We start from the raw sequence: 24,682 nt of genomic DNA, 5'->3' as shown, positions 1-24,682 counted from the left end.
GTGCTACCGCCCGGCAATCGCCAGCGGGTTGTTTTCCAGCGCCGCGCGGTCGGGCGTGTCGATCGACGGCCGGTTGGTGAAGGCGGCGAACAGCCGGCGCACATAGTCTTCCGGCATGTCGAGCGTGATCAGCACCAGCCGCGTGCCGCGCTGGCCGTCCGGCCAGGCCGGCAGCCTTGCCGGCGGATGCAGGATCTTCTGCACACCGTGGATGACCAGCGGCCGTGACGGATCTTCCCTGAGTTCGATCACGCCCTTCATGCGCAGCAGCTTCTCGCCATGCGTCGAACGCAGCAGGTCGAGGAACATTTCTATCGCTGAAAACGGCACCGGGCCGTCATGGACCAGCGAATAGGAGCGCACGCGCTGATCGTGGCGATGGCCATGATCATGACTGTGATCGTGGTCATGGCTATGCCCGTGGTCATGACCGTCATGATGATGGTCGTGATCATGCGCCGCCTCCTCGCCGAGCCAGCGCCGCACATCGGCGGATTTGGTGGCGGGATTGTAGAGGCCGCAATCAAACAGCGCCGCTACGCCCGTCTCTGAGTCACCGGCATCGAGCAGTTCGGCGCCGGGATTGATCTGCCGCAGGCGCGTCCGCAGCGTGTCGAGATCGCCGGGATCGGTCACCAGATCGGCCTTGCTCAGCACGATGCGGTCGGCGACGGCGACCTGCTTGACCGCTTCGACATGGGCATCGAGCGTGGCATTGCCATTGACCGCGTCGACCAGCGTGATGACACCGTCGAGCCGAAAAGCCTGGACAAGTGCTGGATGCGCCATGATCGACTGCAGCACTGGCGCCGGGTCGGCAAGCCCCGTGGTCTCGACGATGACGCGGGCAAGCCGGGCGATACGGCCGGTCTGCAGCCGGTCGACCAGGTCGGCCAGCGTGTCGACCAGTTCACCGCGCACGGTGCAGCACAGGCAGCCATCCGAAAGCTGGATGATGCCGTCGGAAGCCTGCTCGACCAGCAGATGGTCGATCGCCACCTCGCCGAACTCGTTGATAATCACCGCCGTGTCGGCCAGCGCCGGGTCCTTCAGGAGCCGGTTGAGCAATGTCGTCTTGCCGGCGCCGAGGAAGCCGGTCAGCACCGAGACGGGGATAGGAAAGCCGCTCATCGGTTGTCTCTTTGTTTGAGCATGATCTCTGGACGAATGGAACCGTTCGTCCGAGAAAACCGGACTCCAAGTTTCGCTGACGCGGACCTTCGGTTCGGGATCATGCTCTAGTTCGCGACCTTGGCCGGCTGGTCGCCTTGCGCGGCCGTACCTACCACTTTCGGACCCGTGCCGGCCGGTACCGGCTTGTCGGGTCGCCAGCTCGGGATCGGTACGTCGGCATATTCCTGGCCGCCCTGGTCGAGCATCGCCTTCGGCGCCGGACCGGTAGCGCCGCCGAGGCCGACGGCAACCAGCGTCGGCACATGGTCGAGCTTCTCCTGATAGGGCGATTTCGGCACGTCCTTGGCCGCAGTGGCCGGCGGCGCCTCGGACTGCTCCTCCGGCGTCTTCTTCTTGCAGACCTCGTCATGCATGTCGTTGGGCGAGACCGTGTCGCCGTACGGAGCCAGCGTCGTGACGGTGGCCGAGCCGGCGGCGGGCGTATCAAACCCCTGGTCGAGCAGTTTTGCCGCGGCCTCGGCACGGCTGACCGCCGACTTCTCGCCAAGCACGACCGCCACCAGCGTGCGGCCATTGCGCGTCGCCGAGCCGATCATGTTGAAGCCGGAAGGGCAGACGAAGCCCGTCTTCATGCCATCGGCGCCGGGATAGCGGCCGATCAGGAGATTGTAATTCGGGATGGCCTTCTTGCCGACCGCAAGACCTTCGATCGAGAACCACGGCGCATATTGCGGGAACTCGCGGCGGATCGCCATCACCAGGACCGAAAGGTCGCGCGCCGTCGTGTACTGGTCGGGCGAGTAGAGGCCGTTCGGGTTGACGAAATGGGTGCCGTTCATGCCGAGCCGGGCCGCCTCGGCGTTCATCCTTTCGGCGAAGGCGGCTTGCGAGCCGCCGACATTCTCGCCGACCGCCATGGCGATGTCATTGGCCGATTTGACCAGCATCATCTTCAGCGCATTGTCGAGCCGCATCACCGAGCCGGGCTTGAAACCCATCTTGCTCGGCGGCTCGCCGGCGGAGTGTTTGGTCACCTTGATCGGCGAATCGAGCTGGACTTCGCCGGCCGCGATCGCCCGGAAGGTCACATAGGCGGTCATCAGCTTGCTGAGCGACGCCGGATACCAGCGCTTGAAGGCATCCTGATGCTGCAGGATCTGGCCGTTCTTCAGGTCGAAGACAACCACCGGATTGGCCAGCGCCGGCCCGGCCAGGACCGACAGCATGATTGCGCCAGCCGAGAATAGTTTGAGGAAATGCCTGTGCCGCATGATCGAATCCGAAATCGCCTCTTGCCCTGATTGCCCCTGGCTCCGTAAGATTTCGTTACGTGACCGCCAGCATAATGAGTCCGACCCTCAAAAACGGACCGCATCGGTGCGGTGCTATTTACCCTATGTGACGCCAACATGGCAAAGTGCCTGACAATCACAATTGCAAAACCCCGGGCACAATTGCAAAACCCAGGGCACAATTGCAAAACCCAAGGCACAATTGCACAACACCAGGCTGAAGCCGGCTGCTCCAACGACGAAATGGAACCATCATGCCAATCCTGAACCGCGCCGCTGAAATGCAGGACGAAGTCGCCGGCTGGCGCCGGCATCTGCACCAGACACCGGAACTGAACTTCGACGTCTTCAAGACGGCGGCTTTCGTCACCGAAAAGCTGAAAGAGTTCGGTTGTGACGATGTGGTCACCGGTCTCGGCAAGACCGGCGTCGTCGGCATCATCCGCGGCCGCCAGGGCGAAGGCGCCACCATCGGCCTGCGCGCCGACATGGACGCGCTGCCGCTCAACGAGATATCAGGCAAGCCCTATGCGTCGACCGTTCCCGGCAAGATGCACGCCTGCGGCCATGATGGCCACACGGCGATGCTTTTGGGTGCTGCGAAATACCTCGCTGAAACGCGCAACTTCGCCGGCTCCGTGGCGGTGATCTTCCAGCCGGCCGAGGAAGGCGGCGGCGGCGGCAACGAGATGGTCAAGGACGGCATGATGGAGCGCTTCGACATCGCAAAAGTGTTCGGCATGCACAACATGCCGGGCCTGCCTGTCGGCCAGTTCGCCATCCGTCCGGGCCCGATCATGGCGGCGACGGCCGAATTCACCATCACCGTGAAAGGCCGGGGCGGCCATGCCGCGATGCCGCACGGCACGATCGATCCGATCGTCATCACCAGCCAGCTGGTCGGCGCGCTGCAGACGATCGCCTCGCGCAGCACCGATCCGGTCGAGGCCGTGGTTGTCTCGGTGACCAAATTCCATGCCGGTGATGCCTATAACATCATTCCCGAATCGGCCGAGATCGCCGGCACCGTGCGCACCTTGCGCAAGGAGATCGCCAAGAAATCCGAAGAGCGCATCCGCACCATCTGCGACGGCCTGGCGACCGCTTTCGGCGCCAAGATCGAGGTCGACTACCAGGCAAATTACCCCGTGACCTTCAATCACGCCGAAGAGACGGTGTTTGCCAGCGACGTCGCGGCCAATGTCGCCGGCGACGCCCAAGTCCACCGCGGCATCCAGCCGGTGATGGGCGGCGAGGATTTCTCCTACATGCTGGAAGCGCGCCCCGGCGCCTTCATCTTCATCGGCAATGGCGACACTGCCGGTCTTCACAACCCGGCCTACGATTTCAACGACGAGGCCATCCCGCACGGCATGAGCTACTGGGTGAAGCTGGCGGAAACCGCGCTGGCCGCCTGACGAGCGCCGCACAAAAGGCTGGCCGATTGCATGCGGCCGGCCTCTTGGCGAAACGATCCGAAGCGGCTATGTGTCAGGCCGCGTGGTCCCGTAGCTCAGTAGGATAGAGCGGCAGATTCCTAATCTGTAGGTCACAGGTTCGATTCCTGTCGGGATCACCAACGTTTTCAAGTGCTTAGCGAATCGACGCCGTACTTTTTTTGCGAAATATTTGCGAAATAAGTACGGCGAATTTCGTGGACCTTCAGACTCCGGACACGCCTGCCCGTTTGTTTGACGCACGGAACTAAGGGCGGCGGCCGGCTACCGCCCCTCAGCCTCGACGTCTGCTGGCCACCGCAGATTCAAATCATGGAGGCGCAGCCACCGACACACCGAGATTCACTAATGATGGGCATCTGAATGGAGAATTCGTCTCGAACCAAAACAGCACGATAATCCTGGTCCACAACCATCCCACCCGTCCTATTTCTATCACGTAGGATCACGCTGTTACACATTGAATCATCGACTTTTTTTACTTGTCGAGCTCCCGGATATTGTGGCAGTCTGGGACCCGTTTTAAGGGGGATTGCAGCCCCCTGTGACCCCAAGTCGCCGACCCCTGCTTACCCGTCTGGCGACCCCACTTGAGAGCCGACAGGAGAGCCCTGTGCCTAGCCTGATGGAGAAATTCGCCGGGCATTGAAGCAGGTGGAGCAAACCGGAAACAGCTAAGCCTCGTCGATGGCGAAGGACACGGCACCGGCCGTCTTGTCTTGGTCCTAAGGCCCATGCCAACGCGGGTCACTCTGATTTTGCCCATCTTTGCTTGCCATTAGCGCCCCAGCTTTCCCTGGTGGTCGGCTCGAAGAGGACTAGAATATCCTGGACGCGATGTTGCATCCGATCCAACCTTTTTACAGAACACGCGCGACAGCCCGCAGGTCAATTCCTTTTTCTTCCTTCCCTGACAACTAACATGCCGTTGCCCGCCGGCGCGCCGAGCCATTTATGCAAGCTCGTCACAAAGATGTCGCAGTCGAGCTTTCGGAAGCTGAGCGGCATCTGGGCGAAGGTCTGCGCTCCGTCGACCACGGTGATGATGTCATGTTCGCGTGCCAGGGCGCACAGATCCTCGACCGGCAGAAGCCGGCCGTTCCAATGGTACATATTGCCGACGACATCGCGCCCAATCTTCCACATCGTCATCAGCTCGTCCTGCGCGAATGGCGGGAGAACTAGGCGAATAAATGCCACGGTGAATGCGGCCAACCACTCATACCCGCGGATACTGCTGCCCGCGCGCGTGAGGGAACCCTCAACGTGTATGCACCGTTAAGACGATTGCCAGGGAGAATCGCCATGAATAGCGCGGACCCGACTCACCGAATTCAGCCTGAAGTGCGCGCCGCAATTAGCGCCTTCCTCAACGAGGTCCAAAGAGACCCGAAATCATTTGCTCTCTCGGAAGCCCTAGCAGCAATAAGACAGATCTTTCCTGAACTGGAAATCTCCGACGCCGATCTTGCCGACGCCATCGCGAGCGAAGCTCTATCGGCTGGCGTCGGCATTGAGTTCGACGTGCTAAAGACGCGTAAGGCGCTCGAACGGAGGGCGATCGAGCGGTGGGAGAATGAAGGCGGCGCTAGCGGAAGGAAGAAGAACACAGATCGGGCTCAAAGCGACGCGGCGCATCGAGCTAAAACCACTGACACCAATGGCACGAGGCGACGGGCAGACGAATCTAAGGAGCGACATCGGTTGATCTAGCCAAGTCACTTCCTTAAGCCGCCTCTTTCTTCCGCCGGCGTTCGTTGCGCTTGGTAGCCAAGGGCGGTCGCCGATCAAGAACTCCATCAACGCAATAGCGCCCCGTGTCTGACTCGAACTACCTCACTCTTTAAGACGTCATCGCTCACTACCGCGGACAGCTGAGCGAAGAGACGCTTCGCAACTGGCGTTGTATGTGGATCGTCAGCTCAGCGTCGTAACACTGGGCGAGCGCGCCACATGGCGTCTTCGTACTGGGCTCATATGCTCAATAGAAAGGCCGGACTGTTAAGCCCGGCCAATTATGCCACTACAGTCTCGATTTCCGCCAGCCAGCTTTGCGGGCGGCCGCTTCAGAGCAAAACCACCGCTCCCCCTTCCAAAGGCTTATACGTGTCTGCCAGTAGTATTCCTGTCCGGGGAACATGGTAGGAACGCTCGCCTGTGTTGTAGCTGATATTGCCCTTGATGTTGCAGCTTACGAGAGTTGGGCCGATTTCAAGGGTCAGCAAGCCGGGCAGGAATGCGCCGCCCGCAAAGATGGGCCCCACCACGACGGGTTGCCAGAACGACGACGGCGTTTGCCGGCGGTACCCTTGCGCCACTGTCCAGAGCGGTTGTCGTAGGGGTGCTTGTCCACGCCCCTCTTCCCCCAGGGCAGAATGCGACCTCTTGCCGTTTGGAGTCCAGATGCGGCTAGTTCACCGGCCCTGTGGAGCGCCAATGCTTGAATGTGGCACCGTGCTTTCATCCCCTACCGCCCTGAATTCCTGTATGCTTGGCGCAAAGGAACGACCAAAAATGGCCTTCACTGTCATCTGGTACGGAAGACAGGGCATCGTCGACAAGGAGACGTTCGACGCCGAGAAGACTGCGAAAGACCATGCAATCTCGATGTTCCAGACCCGAAAAGGTGACGATGGAATCGTCGCCGTTGAAGTTCGTAACGACAACGGCGCTGTGGTCTTTAGCCATGCGGAGAGCTAGCGATGGCCATCCGGTCTCGCGCAGTCGCTACCCAACCGTAGGGGCGGCTTCACCGGTCCTGTAAAGCCTACAAGATCCAAGGGGCGGTCTGGGGACTTCCTTCACGGTTTGCAGAAGCGCCTGATTCAGAGCCACCAGTGCAGGGTGGCGATCTGAACTGGACGAAATTCTCGGCTACTCTGTTAGCTTGATTTGCCTGCCGGCTGAATGTCGACTTTGACCCAAGCGGACATCGGCACTCATGCCACGACCACCCTACGCGGTAGCGACGCACCACCTCCACGATGCGGCATTGGGGCGGAGAGCCAGCGGTCGGCCTCAATATGTGCTTAGGCTCGGCGGTCACGACTCACCGATGTCGACGACGGTCGCTAGGTCGCAGATCATCTGAGAGTGGAACATCACGGGCCGGCCGTCCTGCGGATCAATTCCGAAGGAATGCGTCATGACGGGCTCGAAGGCGCCGAGCGCATCCTGCTCCGCGTTGAGCTTGTCCCAGTCCTCGTAGCGGTGCTCCGCGCTTGCCTTGTCCATCTGCTCCCCCCATCCGCCGGCTATCGCAAAATGACAGCAGGGGCGGCAACGACCCGGCTACCACAGGCGGATACGCGCCCGGGAGCGGTCGACCCGAACTATGCGCAAGACAGGCATATCTTTCGCAGCTAATGTTCCAGCGCTGCAGGGAGACAACGGCCGATGAAGAGCCAAGAAATTCTGGCCAGCACCACCCGTCTCGGCCCGGTTCATCTGCGCGTCGTCGACATTCCAGCCGCCTTACCGGTCTGGCGTGACGTGGTCGGCCTCTCGACCCTGACCAGGGACGGCGGGATCGCCGAACTCGGCGTCGACGGCAAGATCCTCATTGTGCTGCACGCCGGGGCGACAACCATCCTGCCGTCAAAGTCCCGCGATCTTTTTCATGTCGCCATCCATGTCACGACACGCAAGGAATTGGCCCGAGTCGTCGCCCGGCTGCGGGCCTCCGGCCTGAGGCACAGCGCCCAGGATCACCTGATCTCGGAATCCCTTTACGTTTCCGACCCTTCCGGCAACGGGATCGAGATCTGCTTCGACACACCCGGGCGCTTCGCGTCCAGGGAAGAGATGGCTGACGGCGGTGTTTCGCTTGTCGCCAAGGACGGCACAAGGCATTCCGGGCTTGAACCTCCGGATATCGATCGATTGCTGCAGGAGCTCGACCCGGCGGACCGTGTCAAAGTTCCGCTGGCGGCGGATACCTTCATCGGTCACATTCATATGCGCGCACGGTCGCCCGAAACGCTGATGGCGTTCTACCTCGGTGTGCTTGGCTTCAGGCCACATATCCAGTCAGCAACGTTTGGCCTGTTCGACTGCGGCACCGAGGAACGCACACACATGGTGGCGTTCAACATCTGGGCTCGCGACGAGCTGAAGGAGCCACCGCTCGGCGCGGCAGGTCTGGAGCATTTTACCGTCGTGCTTCCCACCCGGGAAGACCTCGCGGCCGCCGCGCGACGTCTCGGCGATGCGCAGGTGCCCTCGCTGCAAACGGACGGGGCGCTGGACCTCTCCGACCCTGAGGGAAACCGCCTGCGGATGGTGCTCGCAAGCGACTGATCTGGCTGTAGGCCTGAACGGGGGGACAATGGCGATAAGGGTAATCGGAACGGGCTTTGGCCGGACAGGAACGGATTCGATGCGCGAGGCGCTGACGATCCTTGGCTTCGGCCCCTGTCACCACATGTCCGAAGTCATGGCCAATGAAGACCAGAAGCGGCTTTGGCGTGCGCTGGCGCAGGGCGCGGCACCAGACTGGAACCAGCTGTTTGCGGGCTACGCGTCCTGCATCGATTGGCCCTCGGCGCACTATTGGCGTGACCTGATTGAGTTCTATCCAGACGCCCGGGTCATCCTGACATACCGATCGCCGGAAAGCTGGTGGAAAAGCTTCGAGAAAACGATCCTGGCAGGCATCAGCCAGAGCACGGATCAGGAGTCACTGGGTCTTGCGTTGATCTCCAGGCAGGTCTTCGGCGGCCGGCCGCACGATCGCGCCAATGCCATAGCCGTCTACGAGGCCAATGTAAGGGCGGTCATTGCGACAGTGCCGCCGGGTCGGCTGCTGGTCCACAATCTGGGAGATGGGTGGAAGCCGCTCTGCCTGCATCTCGGTGTGCCGGTGCCGGACCAGTCCTATCCCAATCGCAACAACACCAAGGACTTTCAGTCGGCTCTTGCACAGAACTAGTCTGACCGTCTGCAAGGGCTGGAAAGCAGACCTTCGGATCAAAGGACCGGTGACCGTGATGCTGAAGGGTTTCGGGTGCCGAGAGGCGTACGAAAGCCTCTCATGCAGGAACCCGCGGGCCACAGTTGATGGCTATGGGGATTTTAGTTTGCGGCTGATGTCGGCGACGGCGTGACCGCCCCCGTTAGGCGACGCGGTGGACACGGACGGACCGCTCAGTGAAGCCTCCGCACAGCCTTGTAGCCTCTGCGCGCAGGCGGACGGGGCCCTGCGGGCCTCGCTGAGCACCATGGGCGCGCGTGGGTCCGTCGCCGCAGGTTGAGCGGGTAGTGTGCTGAGAGTTCTGCAAATTCGCTGAGAGAGGGGCGGTCATGGCAGGCTGGTGATTGTTCACGTCACCGATTCCCGCGAAGGAACGCCACCATGACCAAGATTGAAAGTAAGACCGCCAGCGCCTCCGTCAAAGACATTCTGCTTTCGAACCCGGACGGACTTCACGAAGTGATCCGTGCGGTGATGCAGGAGGTGCTCGAGGCCGAGATGGATGAGGCGCTGAGTGCTTCGAAGGGCGAACGCACGCCCGAGCGGCTTGGCTATCGCTCGGGTTACTATGGCCGCACCCTTGTGACGCGCGTCGGCAAGCTTGAGCTGCGGGTTCCGCAGGACCGCTCGGGGCGCTTCTCGACCGAGTTGTTTGAGCGCTATCAGCGTTCGGAACGGGCTTTGGTGGCGACGCTGGCCGAGATGTATGTGCAGGGCGTGTCGACCCGCAAGGTGAAGGCGATCACCGAAGAGCTGTGCGGCCATGCTTTCTCGGCCTCGTCGATCTCGGCCATCAACAAGCGGCTGGACGAGAGCCTCGCTGCCTTTGCCAGGCGTCCCCTTCAAGAGCCGTTTGCTTACCTCATCCTCGATGCGCGCTACGAGAAAGTGCGTGAAGCCGGCGTCGTCATGAGCCAGGCGGTGCTGATCGCGGTCGGCATCGACTGGGACGGCCGGCGCCAGATCCTGGCTGTGGAGATGGCCAATCGCGAGAGCCGTTCGGCCTGGAAAGACTTTCTCGTCTCACTGAAGGCGCGCGGCCTCAAGGGCGTCGAATTGGTCGTGTCCGACGATCACGCCGGCCTGGTGGCGGCGATCGGCGAGGTGATCCCGGAAGCCGCCCCTGGCAACGCTGCTACGTGCACTTCCTCAGGAACGCGCTCGATCATCTGCCGCGCAAGCACGGCGATGACTGCCTGCAGGAGCTGCGCTGGCTCTACGACCGACGCGATCTCGCCGAGGCCAGGGCCGATCTCGCCGCATGGCTTGCCAAATGGTCACCTCGCTATCCGCGCCTGACAGGCTGGGCCGAAGATGCCATCGAACAAACTCTGACCTTCTTCAGGCTGCCGAGACAGCACCACAAGCATCTCAAGTCCACCAACATGCTCGAGCGCCTCAACGAGGAAATCCGCCGGCGCACCTATGTCGTACGCATCTTCCCCAACGCCGAAAGCTGCCTGCGCCTTGTCAGGGCCTTGGCTGTCGAGACCAACGAAAACTGGATGGAGGCCAACCGCTACATCAACATGGACGACCTGCGCGAGCACAAAAAGCTCGCTCTACGCCAAGCCGCATGACCAGCACTATGGCCGCCCCTTTTTGCAGAACTTGACGCACACAACCGTTGAGCGCCTGTGGCTGGAGGCTGAATCAGACCATGCCGGGTCATGGAGCGGTCTCCCGGATCGGTGCCGATGCGTTCGGAGGTCCGCGCGGCTGCCTCCTCCACCGTTCGAACACCTCGATGACGATCATGCGTCCGCCACAGCAGGAGCATGGCGGCCGGAAGTCCTCTGGTTCGGGTGTGTGGTCATCGGACGGGGCAGCGACGCCCAGCAGTTCGCGGGCGCGTGCGAGGCTGGCCTTGTGGGCGGAGCCGGCGAGCAGGCCATAATGTCGGATGCGATGGAAGCCGCGCGGCAGGACGTGGAGCAGGAAGCGGCGGATGAACTCATCTGTGGCGAGCGTCATGACCTGCTGCCGGTCGGTGCCGTCGCGGCGATAATCCTTGTAGCGGAAGGTGACCCCAGCCTCTTCGAAGGCGATCAGGCGGCGGTTCGAGATCGCAACCCGGTGGGTATAGCGCGACAGATAGGCGAGCACCGCCCCGGGACCGGCGAAGGGCGGCTTGGCGTAGACCACCCAGCGCTTCTTCTTGACGGGAGCCAGGTGGCGTAGGAAGGCCCGACGATCGGCGAGGTGCGCCGCCGATCCGAAGAAGGCGAGCCGACCGGCGTCGTGCAGCGCGACCAGTCGGGTCAGGAACAGACGGCGGAACAGCTTGCCCAGCACTCTGACTGGGAGAAGGAAGGCCGGCCGCGACGATATCCAGCGTGACGCGTCCGGCGTGATGCCGCCGCCCGGCACGATCATGTGGACATGAGGATGGTGCGTCATTGCCGAGCCCCATGTGTGGAGCACGGCGGTGATGCCGATGCGCGCGCCGAGGTGCTTGGGATCCGCCGCGATCGCCAGCATCGTCTCCGATGCCGCCTTGAACAGCAGGTCATAGACCAGCGCCTTGTTGTGGAACGCGATGACGGCGACCTCGGCGGGCAGCGTGAACACGACGTGGAAGTAGCCGACTGGCAGCAGGTCGGCTTCGCGCTCGGCGAGCCATGTACGCGCGGCCGCGCCCTGGCACCTGGGACAGTGCCGGTTGCGGCAGCTGTTATAGGCGATCCGCCATTGGCCGCAGTCCTCGCAGGCCTCGACGTGACCGCCGAGCGCCGCGGTGCGGCAATGCTCGATCGCCGACATCACCTTGAGCTGGATGAGGCTCAGGTGACCTGCATGGGCGGCCCGATAGGCGGGGCCGGCAGCACGGAAGATGTCGGCGACCTCGACAGAGGTGCGCACGGCTCAGCCGGGCGGCGTCTTGTGTTCCATCAGCGCCATCAGCCGGTCGAGCGGCCCTGCGACCGCATGGATCGTCCGCGTCGAGACCTTGGTGTAGAGCGCGGTGGTATCGAGCTTGCTGTGGCCAAGCAGCACCTGGATGACGCGGATGTCGACATCCTGTTCGAGCAGATGAGTGGCGAAGCTGTGGCGCAGCGTGTGCGGGCTGACGCGCTTGCGGATGCCGGCGACTTCGGCTGCTTCCTGGACCGCGCGATGCAGTTGCCGCGACGAGATCGGCGCCGTGCAGCTGCGCCCTGGGAACAGCCAGCCATGCGGGAGCATCACCCCGCGCCGCCTGCCTTCGCGCCACCACAGCCGCAGCAGTTCCAGAAGTTGCGGCGAGAGCATGGCGTTGCGGTCCCTGCGTCCCTTGCCCTGTTCAACGCGGATCAGCATGCGTGTGCTATCGATGTCGTCGACCTTGAGGTGCGCGACCTCGGACACGCGCAGACCAGCGCCATAGGCGACACCGAGCGCGGCCTTGTACTTGATGCCCGGCGCCGCTTCGAGCAGCCGCGCCGCTTCCTCCACGCTCAGCACGTCGGGCAGCTTGCGCTGATACCTCATAATCACCAGCGCGCGCGCCAGATCCCGCCGCTTCAGCGTCACGAGGAACAGGAACCGCAATGCCGAGACCGCGCCATTGATCGTCGCAGGGCCGACGCCGCTCTCATGCTGATGCAGCTGGAATCGGCGGATGTCCTCAGCCGTCGCAGTGTCCGGCGAGCGGCCAAGGAACACAGCGAAGCGCCGGACGTGACGAACGTAGTCCTGCTGGGTATGGGAGCCCAGGCCACGCATGAGCATGTCGTGCTGCATGCGCTGGCGAAGCGGAGAGATTGGTGCATCGGTCGACAGGGTAGCCATGGCGAGTTCCTCGTTGCAGGGAACTCCATGGTCAGATCGACGCCTCTACCCGCTCAAGTCAAATGCCTGTCGCGCCATCTCAGGTCGAGGCGACCCTCCCGCGAAGCGGGTTCGTGCATGCGCCCACAAGGAGACGTTCGCTGCTGTCCGATTGTGCAAGCATCGTAAATTGCACCGTTACTAGGGCAGCCCGGCGGCGCGGAGGGCCTCGCCGAGAGAGACCGCGAGCGCCGGCGCGCAATTCACGCCTGAAAATTGCCTCGCTCTCGGCCCGCCCGTGTCGATGAATTTGCGACCTCAATCTGAGTGACCTATGCTCAAGCAATGCAACATCTCAGTTCGTTGACCGCCAGGCCCCCGCATGGATATTCCGACAAAGAACTCGATGCCTTTGTCAAGTTGGTTGTTTCGGAGGGCGAAGTTTCCCACCATGGGCTGCTTGAACGCATCAAGGGTGCGCGGGGCCTAGTCATGCTCTATGACGGTAAGAAGCTGGTCGGAACTGCGGCGATTAAAAATCCAGAGCCGGACTATCGAACCGCCGTCTTTGCCAAGTCGAAATCAAATGCGGACGCCGCCGCCTACCCAGTCGAACTAGGGTATGTGGTCGTCGCAGAAAGCCATCGCCGTCATAAATTGGGCTGGCGTCTCGTCGACGCGGCGCTGTCATTCGCAAGCGGATCAGCCGTGTTCGCTACAACACACAGCAATAATGCCGCCATGCGGCGAATCTTGCCGGCTCGCGGTTTCACGGCCAATGGGTCTCCCTACCCGGCCACCGAACATCCCGGTCAGGAAGTTCATCTGTTCCTTCGTGGGTAAGTGCCCTGAGGACCGAACCTGGCCCTATAGCCCGAGCACGCGGTCTTGTTCGACTTGCGGCAGAAAGCTTAGGATCCCTCGAGGAACGACTGCAGCGCCAACCGCGCCGATCGGTCGGTAACGTGCAGAGCCTACGAGGCGTAGCATGGCTAACCCCTCGCCCCTCATGCAACTGTCGTGGTTGACTGATAGGCTGAGCAAATGGTCAAATTTCAGCCCGATGGCTGGCGCAGCGTCACGCCGAGAATCGTCACCGACGACGTCAGGGGCTTGGTCGAATTTCTCAAAACCGTATTCGACGCGACCGGCGAGTACCGGACTGAGGCGCCGGCAGAGATGAAGATTGGCGACTCTATCGTGATGGTCAGCGGCGATGGCGAACGCGAAGCAATGCCGGCTTTCCTCTATGTGTGTGTAGAAGACACTGACGAAACGTACCGGCGTGCAATCGGTGCGGGCGGAGAGTCGATTGAGGAACCTAAGGACACGCCTTATGGCGACCGACGAGCGATGATGCAGGATGCGTGGGGGAATAGATGGCAGATCGCGACACATCGGGAAGACTTGTCAGTCAACGAAATTTGAGAATGCATGCGCGGAAGCTGACTTGTTCGGGTTGGGATGAGTCCTGTCCAACCGCTCCGCCCTAGCGTGTTAACGCTAATCAGAGGCACGGACACATCAATCTTCTTTAGCGGACTTTGTCGAACCGGCCAGCATCATCGTCCAATTCTTCTTGAGTTCGGCCTTGGTCTTTTCGTCAACCTTGGCAGCAGGACCCATGTTGATCTGCCCCCCACGTCACCCTTGTCTTCTTCCCGTCCGAGTCGAGCGCAGCGGAAATCGATCTAGCTCGGATCACTCCTGGCCTTGAAGCGTGCTGCCTCCTCCGAACCTCTGGTGGCGTCTCCCGCGCTGTAGGAATGTGCACCGGCGCCGGCGAGCTTGCCGCCATCGACGATCAGATATTCCTCACGGATCGGCCGGCCTTCGAACCAGCATTCCAGAATTTCGCGCGTGCCCGCGGCGTAGCGCGCCTGGGCGGAGAGCGACGATCCTGAAATGTGCGGCGTCATGCCGTGATGCGGCATCGATCGCCACGGATGATCCTTGGGAGCCGGCTGCGGGAACCAGACGTCGCCGGCATAGCCAGCGAGTTGGCCACTCTCCAGCGCGCGGGCGATGGCGTCACGATTGCAGATCTTGCCGCGCGCTGTGTTCACCAGATAGGCGCCGCGTTTCATCCTGGCGATCATCGTCTCGTCAAAGAGATTTTCCGTCTCCGGATGCAGAGGTGCATTGATCGTGACCACGTCGCAGACGCCGACCATGGATGCGGGGTCCTGGTGGAAGGTAACGCCAAGTTCTTGCTCGACCGCCTCAGGCAGGCGGTGGCGATCGGTGTAGTGCAACTTGACGTCGAACGGCTTCAGCCGGCGCAACACCGCGCTGCCGATCCGGCCGGCACCGACGCTTCCGATCTGCATTCCCTCGATATCGTAGGAGCGTGCGACGCAGTCGGCGATATTCCAGCCGCCTTTCACGACCCACTGGTAGGACGGGATGTAGTTGCGCACGAGCCCCAGGATCATCATGACCACATGCTCGGACACGCTGATCGAATTGCAGTAAGTCACCTCGGCGACCGTGATGCCGCGGTCCATGGCGGCCTGAAGATCGACATGGTCGGATCCAATGCCGGCAGTGATCGCAAGCTTCAGTCTGCTTGCCTTGGCCATTCGTTCTTCAGTCAGATATGCCGGCCAGAACGGCTGCGAGATCACGATTTCGGCGTCAACGAGCTCGCGTTCAAAAATGCTGTCGGGACCGTCCTTGTCCGATGTCACTACCAGGCTGTGGCCCGTGCTTTCGAGAAATTTCCTCAGGCCGAGTTCGCCCGACACGCTACCGAGCAAGACCCCCGGTTCAAAGTCGATGGCTTTCGGCGTGGGAAGTGTCTGGCCGCCGGGATAGCGGTCGAGCTTTGGCAGGCCGTCCCGCGCATATTTTGTCGGATAACCGTCGACCGGATCGTCATAGAGGACGCAAACGACCTTTGCCATTGTGTATCTCCCTTCGTCTGACAACGAAGAGGAAAACGCTCTGTTGTTAACGCTGCCGGCCAACGATGGTCGGCACGGCGATGCTCTGTTGAATTGCTGGTGGGGAGCAGACTCATCTGCCGGCGCTTCCTCATTCGGAAAGTTGTGCGCTATTGCGTATTACATGGAAGACCCGGGCATGGTTTCAAGTGCTGCGGGTGGCACTGGCGCAGCGTTCGAGTTCCTTTATTTCAGACCGCGCGCACGGTCTGCTGGCAACAAATGCTTGACGCGGACACTTCAGAATTGCCGAGGTTGGGCACCGTGCATCATGATCACTGACAGGCTCCGACTTCCCAGGCCTCAAGGGCTTCTGCATCCCCTCAAAGATTGCAAACAACCTGTTAGTCAGCGCTTATCAAGGAATCTCGCATCGCTTGCCGCTCAGACGGTATTGCTAAGCCAGTTCGCAACGCTCACCGATGTCACCTGGAAATGGCGAAAGTGACGAGACAGACAGGCAGCTTATGCAAGTCCTGATCAAGTTCGAGTTGCGGACGCACTAGCCAGCGCTACAACGCTAGCCTTCCACAATGCGGGCCGTTTGTTGCCTTTTTACAGAAGATACGAAAACGCCGCTCGACCGGAAGGGAGCGGCGTTTACCAAGTGTGGTGTCCTACCCTAGACGAAACCCCGATTTGGTCGGGGCCGTCGGACTTGAACCGACGTTTCCAGCTTGTTCGCTATCAGTCTATAGATGGTGTTTTCCTGTCGTCCTTGCAAGCGCCATCGGCGCAGCTTTGCAGGGTGTGCAAGGATAGTCGGAGTCGATACAATTCCATCCGAATTCCGCAATTGAACGACCGCTGCTTTCCGGCTTCCGTGACGCGCACACTCGCTGGTTCTGCCGTCAGCAATGTCATCAATCGACCGGTCGCGTTCGACGCGGCTCGGAACGCCGATGATGCAACGATATCCTGACTCGCCGTAACGGCAGACGCTGGCCCTATCGCCTAACTGCTCCGTCACTGTTTTCAGTGGAGCGCAAGCCCGCGCCGAAAATACTAGAAGCCCCGCTCCTGCGGGGTTTTTCGTTGGGGGAAGCGTTGCGGCGACATCGACGGGTGATCCGCAGGAGAGGGAGCAGCGCCAGAGATCAGCGATGCGGCTTGGTCGGCACAAGACGACGGCAAGCCAACCTCACCAAGCCACTCGTCGTAGTGATGGTTTAGGGCCAACAACAACTCGTCTGGCTGATCCATGCCGTTTTGGAACAACTCGATGATTTGACGGCCAAGACGTTCCCTGGCCGGATCGCCCACTGCTATCCCGGCCTGACGGCAATAAACATCGACCACTGTGGCCAGTATTGAAAGCTGCTTTGAGTCCGCTGAGTCATTGAACGTCATTATCGCTTCTCCCTTTGTTGGGCGAAAGCGTGGTGGTCTCTTCCACTCGCCGGCTTGCCGGGAAGGTGCAGGCGACCATCGACATATAGTGTGCCGGTTTGGTACATACGACTCAATTTGAACTCGTTGGGAGCCTTCACGACGATGAAGGCCGGACTGTTGATCAGGTCGTGCGCCCTGAGCAGACGATAGACCGAAGCCTCATCGACGCTCGCCGCCGCCGGTATCGGCGTCATGAAGTTCGAGCGGGAATACTTCACCATGCCCTCGACCTTGCCCTTGTTGTTCCCTCGGCGGGAGCGCACTAGCCGAAGAAGCTCTTTAATCAGTGATCCCACAATATCTCCTGGAGCATTTCCTCGACCGAGCACGGCGAAATTCCAAGTTCTCCAAATCCCGGCATCTTCGGCGATGACACGTTGTCGACCCGCATCAGTTCCACTTGATTCCTGGTGACGGGCGGGCTCGGGAGCATTTCGGCGAACCAAGCCAGCGCGTGCCAAGCGGCAAATGGGATTGGAATCAGTTTGGGCTTAAGACCGGCTTCGTGCGCAACGACTCTGAGAAATTCCTCGTAAGAGTAGACGCGAGGGCCGCCGCACTCATACGTGATCGCATGCGTTTCCGTCCCCTGCAGCACTCTTGCGGTCGCCTCTGCCACATCGGCCACATAGGCCGGCTGCAATCTCGTCAGGCCGCGACCGAACATCGGATAGATTGGAAACCGGCGGAGAAATTTGAGGATAATGGTGAGAAACGCGTCATCCGGTCCGAACATCACCGCCGGGCGGATGAGAGTGGCGTCAGCAAACGCGGCACGCACCACTAGTTCGCCTTCGCCACGCTTGCGGATGTAGAGCGACTGCGAGGCAACATCGGAGCCGATTCCTGAAATGTGAGCGAGCCGTTCGACGCCAGCTCGGTGTGCTTGTGCTGCGACCCGCCGGGCCGACTCGACATGCACGGAATGAAAGGTCTCCTGTCCCCGTTCGACATAGAGACTGACCGCATTTACAACACCGAAAGCACCGGCAAGTGCATCGGCGATCGCCCGCTCATCATGGATATCGGCTTCGACCGATTGAAGTTGCGGATCATCAGAACCAAACAACTTCTCGGCCCGTTCCGGATGTCTTGATGCAATCCGAACGAAAAAACCGCCATTGCGGAGATGCCGAACAACGCGGCGGCCGAGAAACCCGGTTCCACCGAATACGGTGACGACGCGATGGTTCATGGCAGCCATGGCTTAGACTTTGTCAGCTCATGTCGGCCGTCTCGACCCGGCGGTTCAGGTCATGTGGGCGGCACGCCTACTGACCACTATCTATCACCTGGGCTACCTCGTACCGATTGGGATCGATCTCGTCCGTCAACTGATCGAAATGACCCCACTCCTTGCGGAATTCCGGCGACTGATGAGCCAATCGCAGCAGGTTGCGATTCTGCCATTGGACGTAGTTGACGATGCGCCGCCCGTCGAGGCTGCGATGCAGGCTGATTGAGATGAACCCAGGCTGGCGCGCCATAAAGCGCGCCCGCTCGGTCATGACGGACAATGCCTCGGCCTGCTTGTCCGGTTCAGAATCGACGATGGTGATTTGGGTGACGGGTTGGTTGTCGGTTCGGATCTGTGTCATGGAAACCTCGCTAGATTGGCGATGGATTTGCCGTGTCACTGCTGGCGGTCGACGGGCCGGCCCGAGCGATCGAGCACCCGATCGATCTTGCTTGCCATGATGAAATCGTTTTCGTGCAGTCCTTTGATCTTCTTGGTGCTCAGGGAAACCGTCACATAACCCCAGCCGAAGCTGATGTCGGGGTGATGGCCTTCGGTTTCGGCGAGCTCACCGATCTCCTGAACAAGGGTGAGCGCGTCCCGGAAATTGCGGCATCGAAAGCTCCGTTGGATGCGGTGGGCATCGTCACCCAGCTCCCAATCTGGAGCCTGTGCCTGGAAACGTTGGGCTTCATCACGCGTGAGCGGCGGGACGCCGCCGCGACAAGGCGTACATGTTTTCTCGGCAAGAGTGTCGGTCATGTTCTTGTCTCCAAGACGATTTTTAGCAGCAAAAACGACAGCGACGAGCGCCTATCGATCGATCTCCCCGAACATGATGTCGAGCGAACCGATGATCGCCGAGATATCGGCTCGCATGTGCCCGCGTCGCTGGCCTTCCGTCGTTCTGGCTATAGTTTCAGGCGCCGCTCAGTAGTCCATTCCGCCCATTCCGCCCATACCTCCTGCGCCACCCATAGCGGGCGCATCCTTCTGCGGAATGTCCGCGATCATTGCTTCAGCGGTGATCAGGAGCGCGGCGATCGAGCCGGCATCCTGCAGGGCCGTCCGAACGACCTTGGCGGGGTCGACGATACCGGCCTTGATCATGTCGACGTAGAGTTCGGTCTGAGCATCGAAACCTTGATTGTGATCCTTGCTGTCCATGAGTTTCCCAACGACGATCGAGCCTTCGACACCGGAATTCTCTGCGATCTGGCGGATCGGCGCCTCGAGCGCCCTCAGCACGATCGAAATGCCGGCCGTCACATCGGCATTGGCTCCCGTCAGCCCGTTAAGCGCCGACCTGGCGCGCAGCAGTGCGACGCCGCCGCCGGGCACGATGCCTTCTTCCACCGCCGCACGCGTGGCGTTCAGCGCGTCGTCGATGCGGTCCTTCTTTTCTTTGACTTCCGTCTCGGTCGCGCCGCCGACGCGAATGACGGCAACGCCGCCAGCCAGCTTCGCCAGCCGCTCCTGGAGTTTCTCCTTGTCGTAATCCGAGGTCGTTTCCTCGATCTGCAACTTGATCTGCTGGATGCGCGCTGAAATGCCGGTCTTTTCACCAGCGCCGTCGATGATCGTGGTCGTGTCCTTTTCGATCAGCACGCGCTTGGCGCGGCCGAGCATGTCGATGGTGACGTTCTCCAGCTTGATGCCGAGATCCTCGGAAATCATCTGGCCGGCGGTGAGCACCGCAATGTCTTCCAGCATGGCCTTGCGACGGTCGCCGAAGCCCGGCGCCTTGACGGCCGCGACCTTCAGGCCGCCGCGCAGCTTGTTGACCACAAGGGTCGCCAGCGCTTCGCCTTCGACGTCCTCGGAGATGATTAGCAGCGGCTTGCCGCTTTGCACCACGGCTTCAAGGATCGGCAGCATCGCCTGCAGATTTCCGAGTTTCTTCTCGTGAATGAGGATGTAGGGATCCTCCAGCTCCGCGCGCATCTTGTCGGCATTGGTGACGAAATAGGGAGAAAGATAGCCACGGTCGAATTGCATGCCTTCGACGACATCGAGCTCGGTGTCGGCGGTCTTGGCTTCCTCGACGGTGATGACGCCGTCATTGCCGACCTTGTTCATCGCCTTGGCGATCATTGCGCCGACCGACGCATCGCCATTGGCGGCGATCGTGCCAACCTGGGCGATCTCGTCCGAAGATTTGACTTTCCTGGCCCGGGCTTGAACGTCCTTCACCACGGCAGCCACAGCAAGATCGATGCCGCGCTTGAGGTCCATCGGGTTCATGCCTGCGGCAACGAATTTGGTGCCCTCGCGCAGGATGGAAGCGGCCAGCACCGTGGCGGTGGTGGTGCCGTCACCGGCAAGGTCGTTGGTCTTCGAGGCCACTTCGCGCACCATTTGCGCGCCCATGTTCTCGAACTTGTCGGCAAGCTCGATTTCCTTAGCGACGGCGACCCCGTCCTTGGTGATGCGCGGCGCGCCATAGGCCTTGTCAATGATGACATTGCGGCCTTTGGGGCCGAGCGTCACCTTCACGGCATTGTTGAGGATCTCGACACCGCGCAGCATCCGGTCGCGGGCATCGGTAGCGAATTTGATTTCCTTGGCAGACATGATTTTACGTCCAGTTCAGTCTAGAAATTAGGAGAGCGCAAATCGCCCGGTCAGGCGGCTTTCTTGGCCGCTTTGGTCTTCTCGACGATGCCCATAATGTCGCTCTCCTTCATGATCAGGAGATCCTCGCCGTCGATCTTGACCTCCGTGCCGGACCATTTGCCGAACAGGATGAGATCGCCGGCCTTGACGTCGAGCGGGATCAGCTTGCCGCTCTCATCACGCGAGCCCGGGCCGACGGCGATCACTTCGCCTTCCTGAGGCTTTTCCTTGGCGGTGTCGGGAATGATGATTCCGCCCTTGGATTTGTTGTCGCCTTCAGCGCGCCGAATGACGACGCGGTCGTGGAGTGGTCGGAATTTCATTGGGGTTCTTTCTGCCGCCGCACATAGAGCGACTGCACCACTTAACATAGCCCCTTTGGCACTCGAATGATAGGAGTGCCAAATTTTCCAGGCTTGCCTGGCGACGCGTCGGCGCGTTCATTCACCGGCCGGCAATCGCCCTGCAGAGTTCGGCGCAACAGATGGTGCAACTCAGCCCAGCAGACCTCGACGCCGCTCTCGAAAAGGACCTTGGATAGTCATGACCGCACCATCCCTAATGGAACGCAGCCTTCCCGCGTGGGGAGCGCTTGCCTGCGCTCGGCTGCGGCTTTCCATGCGAGCCGCTTCAAAAATGATGCTGCGAAACGGCGCCGGCTTTATCCGACGAACGCCTCACGCATCCGAGCGAACATGCCGGGCTGTTTCCCGGCAATCGCCGCACGGATGTGACGGGCGGCCGTTGCGGCGCTCACCGTCGCGCCGAAATGACAATAGCAGATGATCTCATGCAATTGCCTGTCGGTCAGTTCGAAGAACCGCTTCGCTTCGCCGTAGTTGTCGTTTTCCAACCCGGCGGCGCGCAGGACAGGATCCTCGAAAGCGACTGAGATCGGCGAGCCGTCGCCGCGCATGGCCACGCGTGCTCTAACCGGCTGATACTCGGTCTGAGGCAGCGTCGAGAGGCGCCGGTCAGGGTTCCGTTCAAGGAGCTCCGCCCAGCGTTCAAGACGTTCGCTGCGCGACATGGCCTGGCGCAGGTAGTCCTGATCGATCTCGGCGACCATCTGCAGTTGCTCGATCGTTTGGTGCTTCATGTTGGCCTCCTATTCGGACGATAGTTGGTCCACCCATATCCTTCTTATGCCTGCAGCCAGCGTGACTCCAACGGATCGTGAAGTCCAATCACGATGATGCCTGGAGGGCTTCGTTCACGCAGATGTGGAGGCTTCGCAAAGATCGCCCGGTCCTCGGTCTGCTGCTCTGCTGGCCCGTAGATAGGCTGAGGTCGCCGCTCTCATCGCGATCAGAGGCGGTGACGACTATCCGCTTAGGGGCCTTCTGCTGGGGAAGAATGTGATCCGCCAAGAGCAGAGTGAACGAGGTGATCGTTCTCAGGATCTCGGCGGAAATTGGCCTCGACGCATCGCGCCTGAAGACCGACAAGCAGCCGGATATCCTGGCGGCAACAGAGCAGAACGTGAAACTGGCTCAGGCACTGAAAATCAACGGAACGCGGGCTTAGCTAGCCAGCAGGCTCGGAAGAAATCATCTCTCGCTGGTATTCGACCGCGAGGCAGTACCGTGCCTGGACTGGGCTCAGATTTTGGTGCTGACCTGAGGAGCCCGTGTTCCATGTTTTATATGCGGTCGCCGTCTTGCGGCGGTTTCGGCGGAAAGCTTGCCAGTAAGGTAAGTTGGAACTAAGATGTATAATCTTGACGGAGGATATTGGGAGCTTCCCAATGGACACTGCCAAAGTCAAAACCACAAGGCAGTTGGGGCAGGAGCCCCTTGCATCTAGCAGTCGCGAGCTTGAATATAAGGTTATTCACGACCAGCGCCTTGCTACTATCCGCTCTTATAATGTGTGGTACGCTTTCGGTCATGTAGTAGCGCACGGATATTTTTGGTTGATGCTGCTTCTTAGCCTCGATTTGGCGAGCAGACCCTTGCTGATTGCCGCCGCCCTTGTCGCTTCGATGATCGTGTGGTTCGCATACCGGGTAGTATTAACCATCGACCGCGGTGTCGTGTTTCTGTATCCGCGCATCATCTTTCTTGAATTAAGCCTGGGTTACGATTTCTATCGCGACTACTTGCGCAGCCGGCCACGTGGCAACACCGAGCGTTCTTTTATCGAAAAATGCGAGCATCTCCATGCTGAATCGGCGACTGACCTGTGGGAGCAGATCCATAGCCAATTCAAGGATCAGGATTTTCCCGCCGACCGGAGGATCACCGGCCATTTCAAGAGTGCAGCCTATTATTCCGTAATCTTGTTCTGGATCGTCGTCGCCGCGATCCTCTTGCCCGTTTACTTTCCGTGGCAATGAGAATGACCGGGGAAGGGGAACGCTACTCATGCAGTTCCGCAGCATCGCCATGGCAATCGGGATGACGGCGCTAATCGGCGCGACACTTCTTGCGCCAGTTACTGCCGCGGAAGATGTGCCGCCTGCTCCGCTACCCAGCCAATCTTTGGCGCCGCTCGTCGAAAAGACCGCTCCGTCGGTCGTCAATATTTTTGCCCAAAAAGTCATTCGCAACCGTTCAGCGACCCGTTATCTCGATGGCTCCGCATTCTGGCGCCTGTTCAGGGATACTCTGCTGTTTGGTTATGGGCAGGACCGTTTTGAAAGCTCGCTTGGCTCTGGCGTCATCGTCGCTGCCAACGGTGTCGTCGTCACCAACTATCACGTGATCGAAGCGGCCAGCGGAATACTTGTCGCGTTGCCAGGCGGTCAGGTTTACTCGGCGAGGGTGTTGGTTTCCGACCAGCGCACCGATTTGGCTGTCTTGCAGATCGAGGCTGGCGGCGCGGCGTTGCCATCTATCGCGTTCGGCGACTCTGATCGTCTCAAGGCCGGCGATCGGGTGATAGCGATCGGCAATCCGTTTGGACTTGGCCAAACCGTGACGAGCGGAATCGTCTCAGCTACGGCGCGCACTTCATTCGGTGTCGGCGATTTTCGTTTCTTCATCCAGACCGACGCTGCTATCAATCCCGGCAATTCCGGCGGTGCCCTGATCGCCATGGACGGAACACTTGTGGGCATCAACACCGCTATCTTCTCAACCTCTGGGGGGTCGCAGGGGTTGGGTTTCGCAATCCCCAGCAACATGGCGCGCGTAATGGTCGACGGTGCCGTGAAAGGCCAAACTCTCGTCCGGCCGTGGATCGGCCTCTCGAGCCGCACCGTTGTGCCGCAGATAGCTGAGTTGTTGGGCTTATCCTCGCTGCATGGTGTCCTGGTGACAGATGTCTTCAAGGGCGGCCCCGCCGATAGCGCGGGTCTCCAACCCGGTGACGTAATCCTCGCCATCGACGAATTTCCGGTGGATGATCCGCAGGCGCTGCGTTATCGAATTGCCACTCGGGCGGCCGGCAGCACGGTACAATTGACGTTGGAGCGCGACGGAGAGTTCCACAAGATTGCCGTCTCTTTGCAATTGCCCCCCAATGAACCGGCCCGCAACGAAAGCTGGATGCCGAACCTCAGTCCGCTGCGTGGCGCGAGGGTCGCGAGCCTGTCGCCCGCATTCGCCGACGAGATTGGTGCTGACAGCGGCATTTCAGGTGTCGTCGTCCTAGAGGTGCGGATAGGGGCTGGGGCATACCGTCTCGGGCTTCGAGAGGGTGACATCATCCGAGACATCGACGGTCGGCCAGTGCGTACTGTCGACGACCTACTCACGTTCCGTACTACGCCATTCAAGTCCTCTCGCATAACGCTAGAACGTGCAGGCAGCGTCTTGACGGCAACGAGGAATTAGCGATTACCGGGACTATCGACCGACCTGGCGGGACGGAGACGCTTCGCCTCCGGCCCGCCGTCGGCAATCACCATCGCTACGAGCGCGATGCAGCTCCCACCGAGCCTC

General features: G+C 60.7%; 25 protein-coding genes, 1 tRNA gene and 1 pseudogene. 12 read left to right on the top strand and 15 right to left on the bottom strand.

Annotated features, from left to right (window positions below):
• Window positions 1–3: 3 nt before the first annotated feature.
• Both DBIPINDM_RS21555 and DBIPINDM_RS21550 read right to left on the bottom strand, forming a co-directional pair.
• On the bottom strand, window positions 4–1,131 hold the full coding sequence (locus DBIPINDM_RS21555) for a CobW family GTP-binding protein (RefSeq protein WP_258589091.1): 1,128 nt from the start codon (window positions 1,129–1,131) through the stop codon (window positions 4–6).
• A 107-nt stretch (window positions 1,132–1,238) separates the two neighbouring features.
• The gene (locus DBIPINDM_RS21550; protein ID WP_258589090.1) at window positions 1,239–2,405 is read right to left on the bottom strand and encodes a D-alanyl-D-alanine carboxypeptidase family protein; all 1,167 of its coding nucleotides are present in this window, start codon (window positions 2,403–2,405) and stop codon (window positions 1,239–1,241) included.
• A 275-nt stretch (window positions 2,406–2,680) separates the two neighbouring features.
• Between DBIPINDM_RS21550 and DBIPINDM_RS21545 the strand changes: the two genes are divergently transcribed.
• On the top strand, window positions 2,681–3,844 hold the full coding sequence (locus DBIPINDM_RS21545; protein ID WP_258589089.1) for a M20 aminoacylase family protein: 1,164 nt from the start codon (window positions 2,681–2,683) through the stop codon (window positions 3,842–3,844).
• Window positions 3,845–3,928: 84 nt separating this feature from the next.
• Window positions 3,929–4,005, top strand: a tRNA-Arg gene (locus tag DBIPINDM_RS21540).
• 766 nt (window positions 4,006–4,771) lie between these two features.
• Here DBIPINDM_RS21540 and DBIPINDM_RS21535 read toward each other — a convergent pair.
• Window positions 4,772–5,098 carry an aminotransferase class V-fold PLP-dependent enzyme gene (locus tag DBIPINDM_RS21535; RefSeq protein WP_258589088.1) on the bottom strand — a complete coding sequence of 109 codons (327 nt, stop codon included), beginning with the start codon at window positions 5,096–5,098 and terminating at the stop codon, window positions 4,772–4,774.
• Between the two features lie 90 nt (window positions 5,099–5,188).
• Between DBIPINDM_RS21535 and DBIPINDM_RS21530 the strand changes: the two genes are divergently transcribed.
• Window positions 5,189–5,596 carry a hypothetical protein gene (locus DBIPINDM_RS21530; RefSeq protein ID WP_258589087.1) on the top strand — a complete coding sequence of 136 codons (408 nt, stop codon included), beginning with the start codon at window positions 5,189–5,191 and terminating at the stop codon, window positions 5,594–5,596.
• Between the two features lie 801 nt (window positions 5,597–6,397).
• Window positions 6,398–6,583: a hypothetical protein gene (locus tag DBIPINDM_RS21520; RefSeq protein WP_111549063.1), complete on the top strand. Its 186-nt coding sequence runs from the start codon at window positions 6,398–6,400 to the stop codon at window positions 6,581–6,583.
• Window positions 6,584–6,925: 342 nt separating this feature from the next.
• Here DBIPINDM_RS21520 and DBIPINDM_RS21515 read toward each other — a convergent pair whose 3' ends face one another.
• Window positions 6,926–7,117 carry a hypothetical protein gene (locus DBIPINDM_RS21515; RefSeq protein WP_258589086.1) on the bottom strand — a complete coding sequence of 64 codons (192 nt, stop codon included), beginning with the start codon at window positions 7,115–7,117 and terminating at the stop codon, window positions 6,926–6,928.
• Between the two features lie 162 nt (window positions 7,118–7,279).
• Between DBIPINDM_RS21515 and DBIPINDM_RS21510 the strand changes: the two genes are divergently transcribed.
• The 3 genes and pseudogenes from DBIPINDM_RS21510 to DBIPINDM_RS21500 all read left to right on the top strand — a co-directional run bounded on the left by DBIPINDM_RS21510 (window position 7,280) and on the right by DBIPINDM_RS21500 (window position 10,435).
• On the top strand, window positions 7,280–8,182 hold the full coding sequence (locus DBIPINDM_RS21510) for a VOC family protein (RefSeq protein ID WP_258589085.1): 903 nt from the start codon (window positions 7,280–7,282) through the stop codon (window positions 8,180–8,182).
• A gap of 79 nt (window positions 8,183–8,261) precedes the next feature.
• Window positions 8,262–8,813 (top strand): sulfotransferase family protein, encoded by a 552-nt coding sequence (locus DBIPINDM_RS21505; protein ID WP_258589084.1) that lies wholly within the window; start codon window positions 8,262–8,264, stop codon window positions 8,811–8,813.
• Window positions 8,814–9,236: 423 nt separating this feature from the next.
• Window positions 9,237–10,435: pseudogene (locus DBIPINDM_RS21500) on the top strand (IS256 family transposase).
• Window positions 10,436–10,523: 88 nt separating this feature from the next.
• Here DBIPINDM_RS21500 and DBIPINDM_RS21495 read toward each other — a convergent pair.
• Window positions 10,524–11,717 carry an IS91 family transposase gene (locus DBIPINDM_RS21495; protein ID WP_258582558.1) on the bottom strand — a complete coding sequence of 398 codons (1,194 nt, stop codon included), beginning with the start codon at window positions 11,715–11,717 and terminating at the stop codon, window positions 10,524–10,526.
• Window positions 11,718–11,720: 3 nt separating this feature from the next.
• Window positions 11,721–12,626 (bottom strand): tyrosine-type recombinase/integrase, encoded by a 906-nt coding sequence (locus DBIPINDM_RS21490; protein ID WP_258582557.1) that lies wholly within the window; start codon window positions 12,624–12,626, stop codon window positions 11,721–11,723.
• A 324-nt stretch (window positions 12,627–12,950) separates the two neighbouring features.
• Between DBIPINDM_RS21490 and DBIPINDM_RS21485 the strand changes: the two genes are divergently transcribed.
• Entirely contained in the window at window positions 12,951–13,448 is a 498-nt protein-coding gene (locus DBIPINDM_RS21485) for a GNAT family N-acetyltransferase (protein WP_258589083.1), read from the top strand.
• A 201-nt stretch (window positions 13,449–13,649) separates the two neighbouring features.
• Complete coding sequence (locus tag DBIPINDM_RS21480; protein ID WP_258589082.1) at window positions 13,650–14,033, top strand: VOC family protein; 384 nt, start codon at window positions 13,650–13,652, stop codon at window positions 14,031–14,033.
• A 263-nt stretch (window positions 14,034–14,296) separates the two neighbouring features.
• Here the strand turns inward: DBIPINDM_RS21480 and DBIPINDM_RS21475 are convergent, their stop codons facing one another.
• The 9 genes from DBIPINDM_RS21475 to DBIPINDM_RS21435 all read right to left on the bottom strand — a co-directional run bounded on the left by DBIPINDM_RS21475 (window position 14,297) and on the right by DBIPINDM_RS21435 (window position 21,894).
• Window positions 14,297–15,511: an NAD-dependent formate dehydrogenase gene (locus DBIPINDM_RS21475; RefSeq protein WP_258589081.1), complete on the bottom strand. Its 1,215-nt coding sequence runs from the start codon at window positions 15,509–15,511 to the stop codon at window positions 14,297–14,299.
• Window positions 15,512–16,555: 1,044 nt separating this feature from the next.
• Window positions 16,556–16,900, bottom strand: a complete 345-nt coding sequence (locus DBIPINDM_RS21470) for a hypothetical protein (protein ID WP_258589080.1) — start codon at window positions 16,898–16,900, stop codon at window positions 16,556–16,558.
• Window positions 16,900–17,238, bottom strand: coding sequence for a hypothetical protein (locus tag DBIPINDM_RS21465; RefSeq protein WP_258589487.1), 339 nt, complete (start codon window positions 17,236–17,238; stop codon window positions 16,900–16,902). The genes DBIPINDM_RS21470 and DBIPINDM_RS21465 overlap by 1 nt, the downstream gene beginning before the upstream one ends.
• Window positions 17,226–18,146, bottom strand: a complete 921-nt coding sequence (locus tag DBIPINDM_RS21460; RefSeq protein ID WP_258589079.1) for a complex I NDUFA9 subunit family protein — start codon at window positions 18,144–18,146, stop codon at window positions 17,226–17,228. Before DBIPINDM_RS21460 ends, DBIPINDM_RS21465 begins: the two co-directional genes overlap by 13 nt.
• Before the next feature lie 67 nt (window positions 18,147–18,213).
• Window positions 18,214–18,540: an antibiotic biosynthesis monooxygenase family protein gene (locus DBIPINDM_RS21455; protein WP_258589078.1), complete on the bottom strand. Its 327-nt coding sequence runs from the start codon at window positions 18,538–18,540 to the stop codon at window positions 18,214–18,216.
• A gap of 35 nt (window positions 18,541–18,575) precedes the next feature.
• Window positions 18,576–18,941, bottom strand: coding sequence for a 4a-hydroxytetrahydrobiopterin dehydratase (locus tag DBIPINDM_RS21450; protein WP_136621984.1), 366 nt, complete (start codon window positions 18,939–18,941; stop codon window positions 18,576–18,578).
• Window positions 18,942–19,109: 168 nt separating this feature from the next.
• Window positions 19,110–20,753, bottom strand: a complete 1,644-nt coding sequence (gene groL, locus DBIPINDM_RS21445) for a chaperonin GroEL (protein WP_258589077.1) — start codon at window positions 20,751–20,753, stop codon at window positions 19,110–19,112.
• Window positions 20,754–20,803: 50 nt separating this feature from the next.
• Window positions 20,804–21,118 carry a co-chaperone GroES gene (gene groES / locus DBIPINDM_RS21440; protein ID WP_258589076.1) on the bottom strand — a complete coding sequence of 105 codons (315 nt, stop codon included), beginning with the start codon at window positions 21,116–21,118 and terminating at the stop codon, window positions 20,804–20,806.
• 338 nt (window positions 21,119–21,456) lie between these two features.
• Window positions 21,457–21,894: a hypothetical protein gene (locus tag DBIPINDM_RS21435; protein ID WP_258585546.1), complete on the bottom strand. Its 438-nt coding sequence runs from the start codon at window positions 21,892–21,894 to the stop codon at window positions 21,457–21,459.
• Window positions 21,895–22,172: 278 nt separating this feature from the next.
• On the opposite strand from DBIPINDM_RS21435, the gene DBIPINDM_RS21430 reads away from it, so the two are divergent.
• The 3 genes from DBIPINDM_RS21430 (at window position 22,173) to DBIPINDM_RS21420 (ending at window position 24,574) form a co-directional block, all read left to right on the top strand.
• Window positions 22,173–22,322, top strand: coding sequence for a hypothetical protein (locus tag DBIPINDM_RS21430; protein ID WP_258589075.1), 150 nt, complete (start codon window positions 22,173–22,175; stop codon window positions 22,320–22,322).
• Window positions 22,323–22,542: 220 nt separating this feature from the next.
• On the top strand, window positions 22,543–23,133 hold the full coding sequence (locus tag DBIPINDM_RS21425) for a hypothetical protein (RefSeq protein ID WP_258589074.1): 591 nt from the start codon (window positions 22,543–22,545) through the stop codon (window positions 23,131–23,133).
• A 28-nt stretch (window positions 23,134–23,161) separates the two neighbouring features.
• A complete protein-coding gene (locus DBIPINDM_RS21420; protein ID WP_258589073.1) occupies window positions 23,162–24,574 on the top strand; it encodes a Do family serine endopeptidase in 1,413 nt (470 codons plus the stop codon).
• The last annotated feature ends 108 nt before the right edge of the window (window positions 24,575–24,682 follow it).

Source organism: Mesorhizobium sp. AR02 (genome assembly GCF_024746835.1).
In the GTDB taxonomy this organism is placed as follows: Bacteria; Pseudomonadota; Alphaproteobacteria; order Rhizobiales; family Rhizobiaceae; genus Mesorhizobium.
This window is presented reverse-complemented; position numbering and strand designations above follow the sequence as displayed.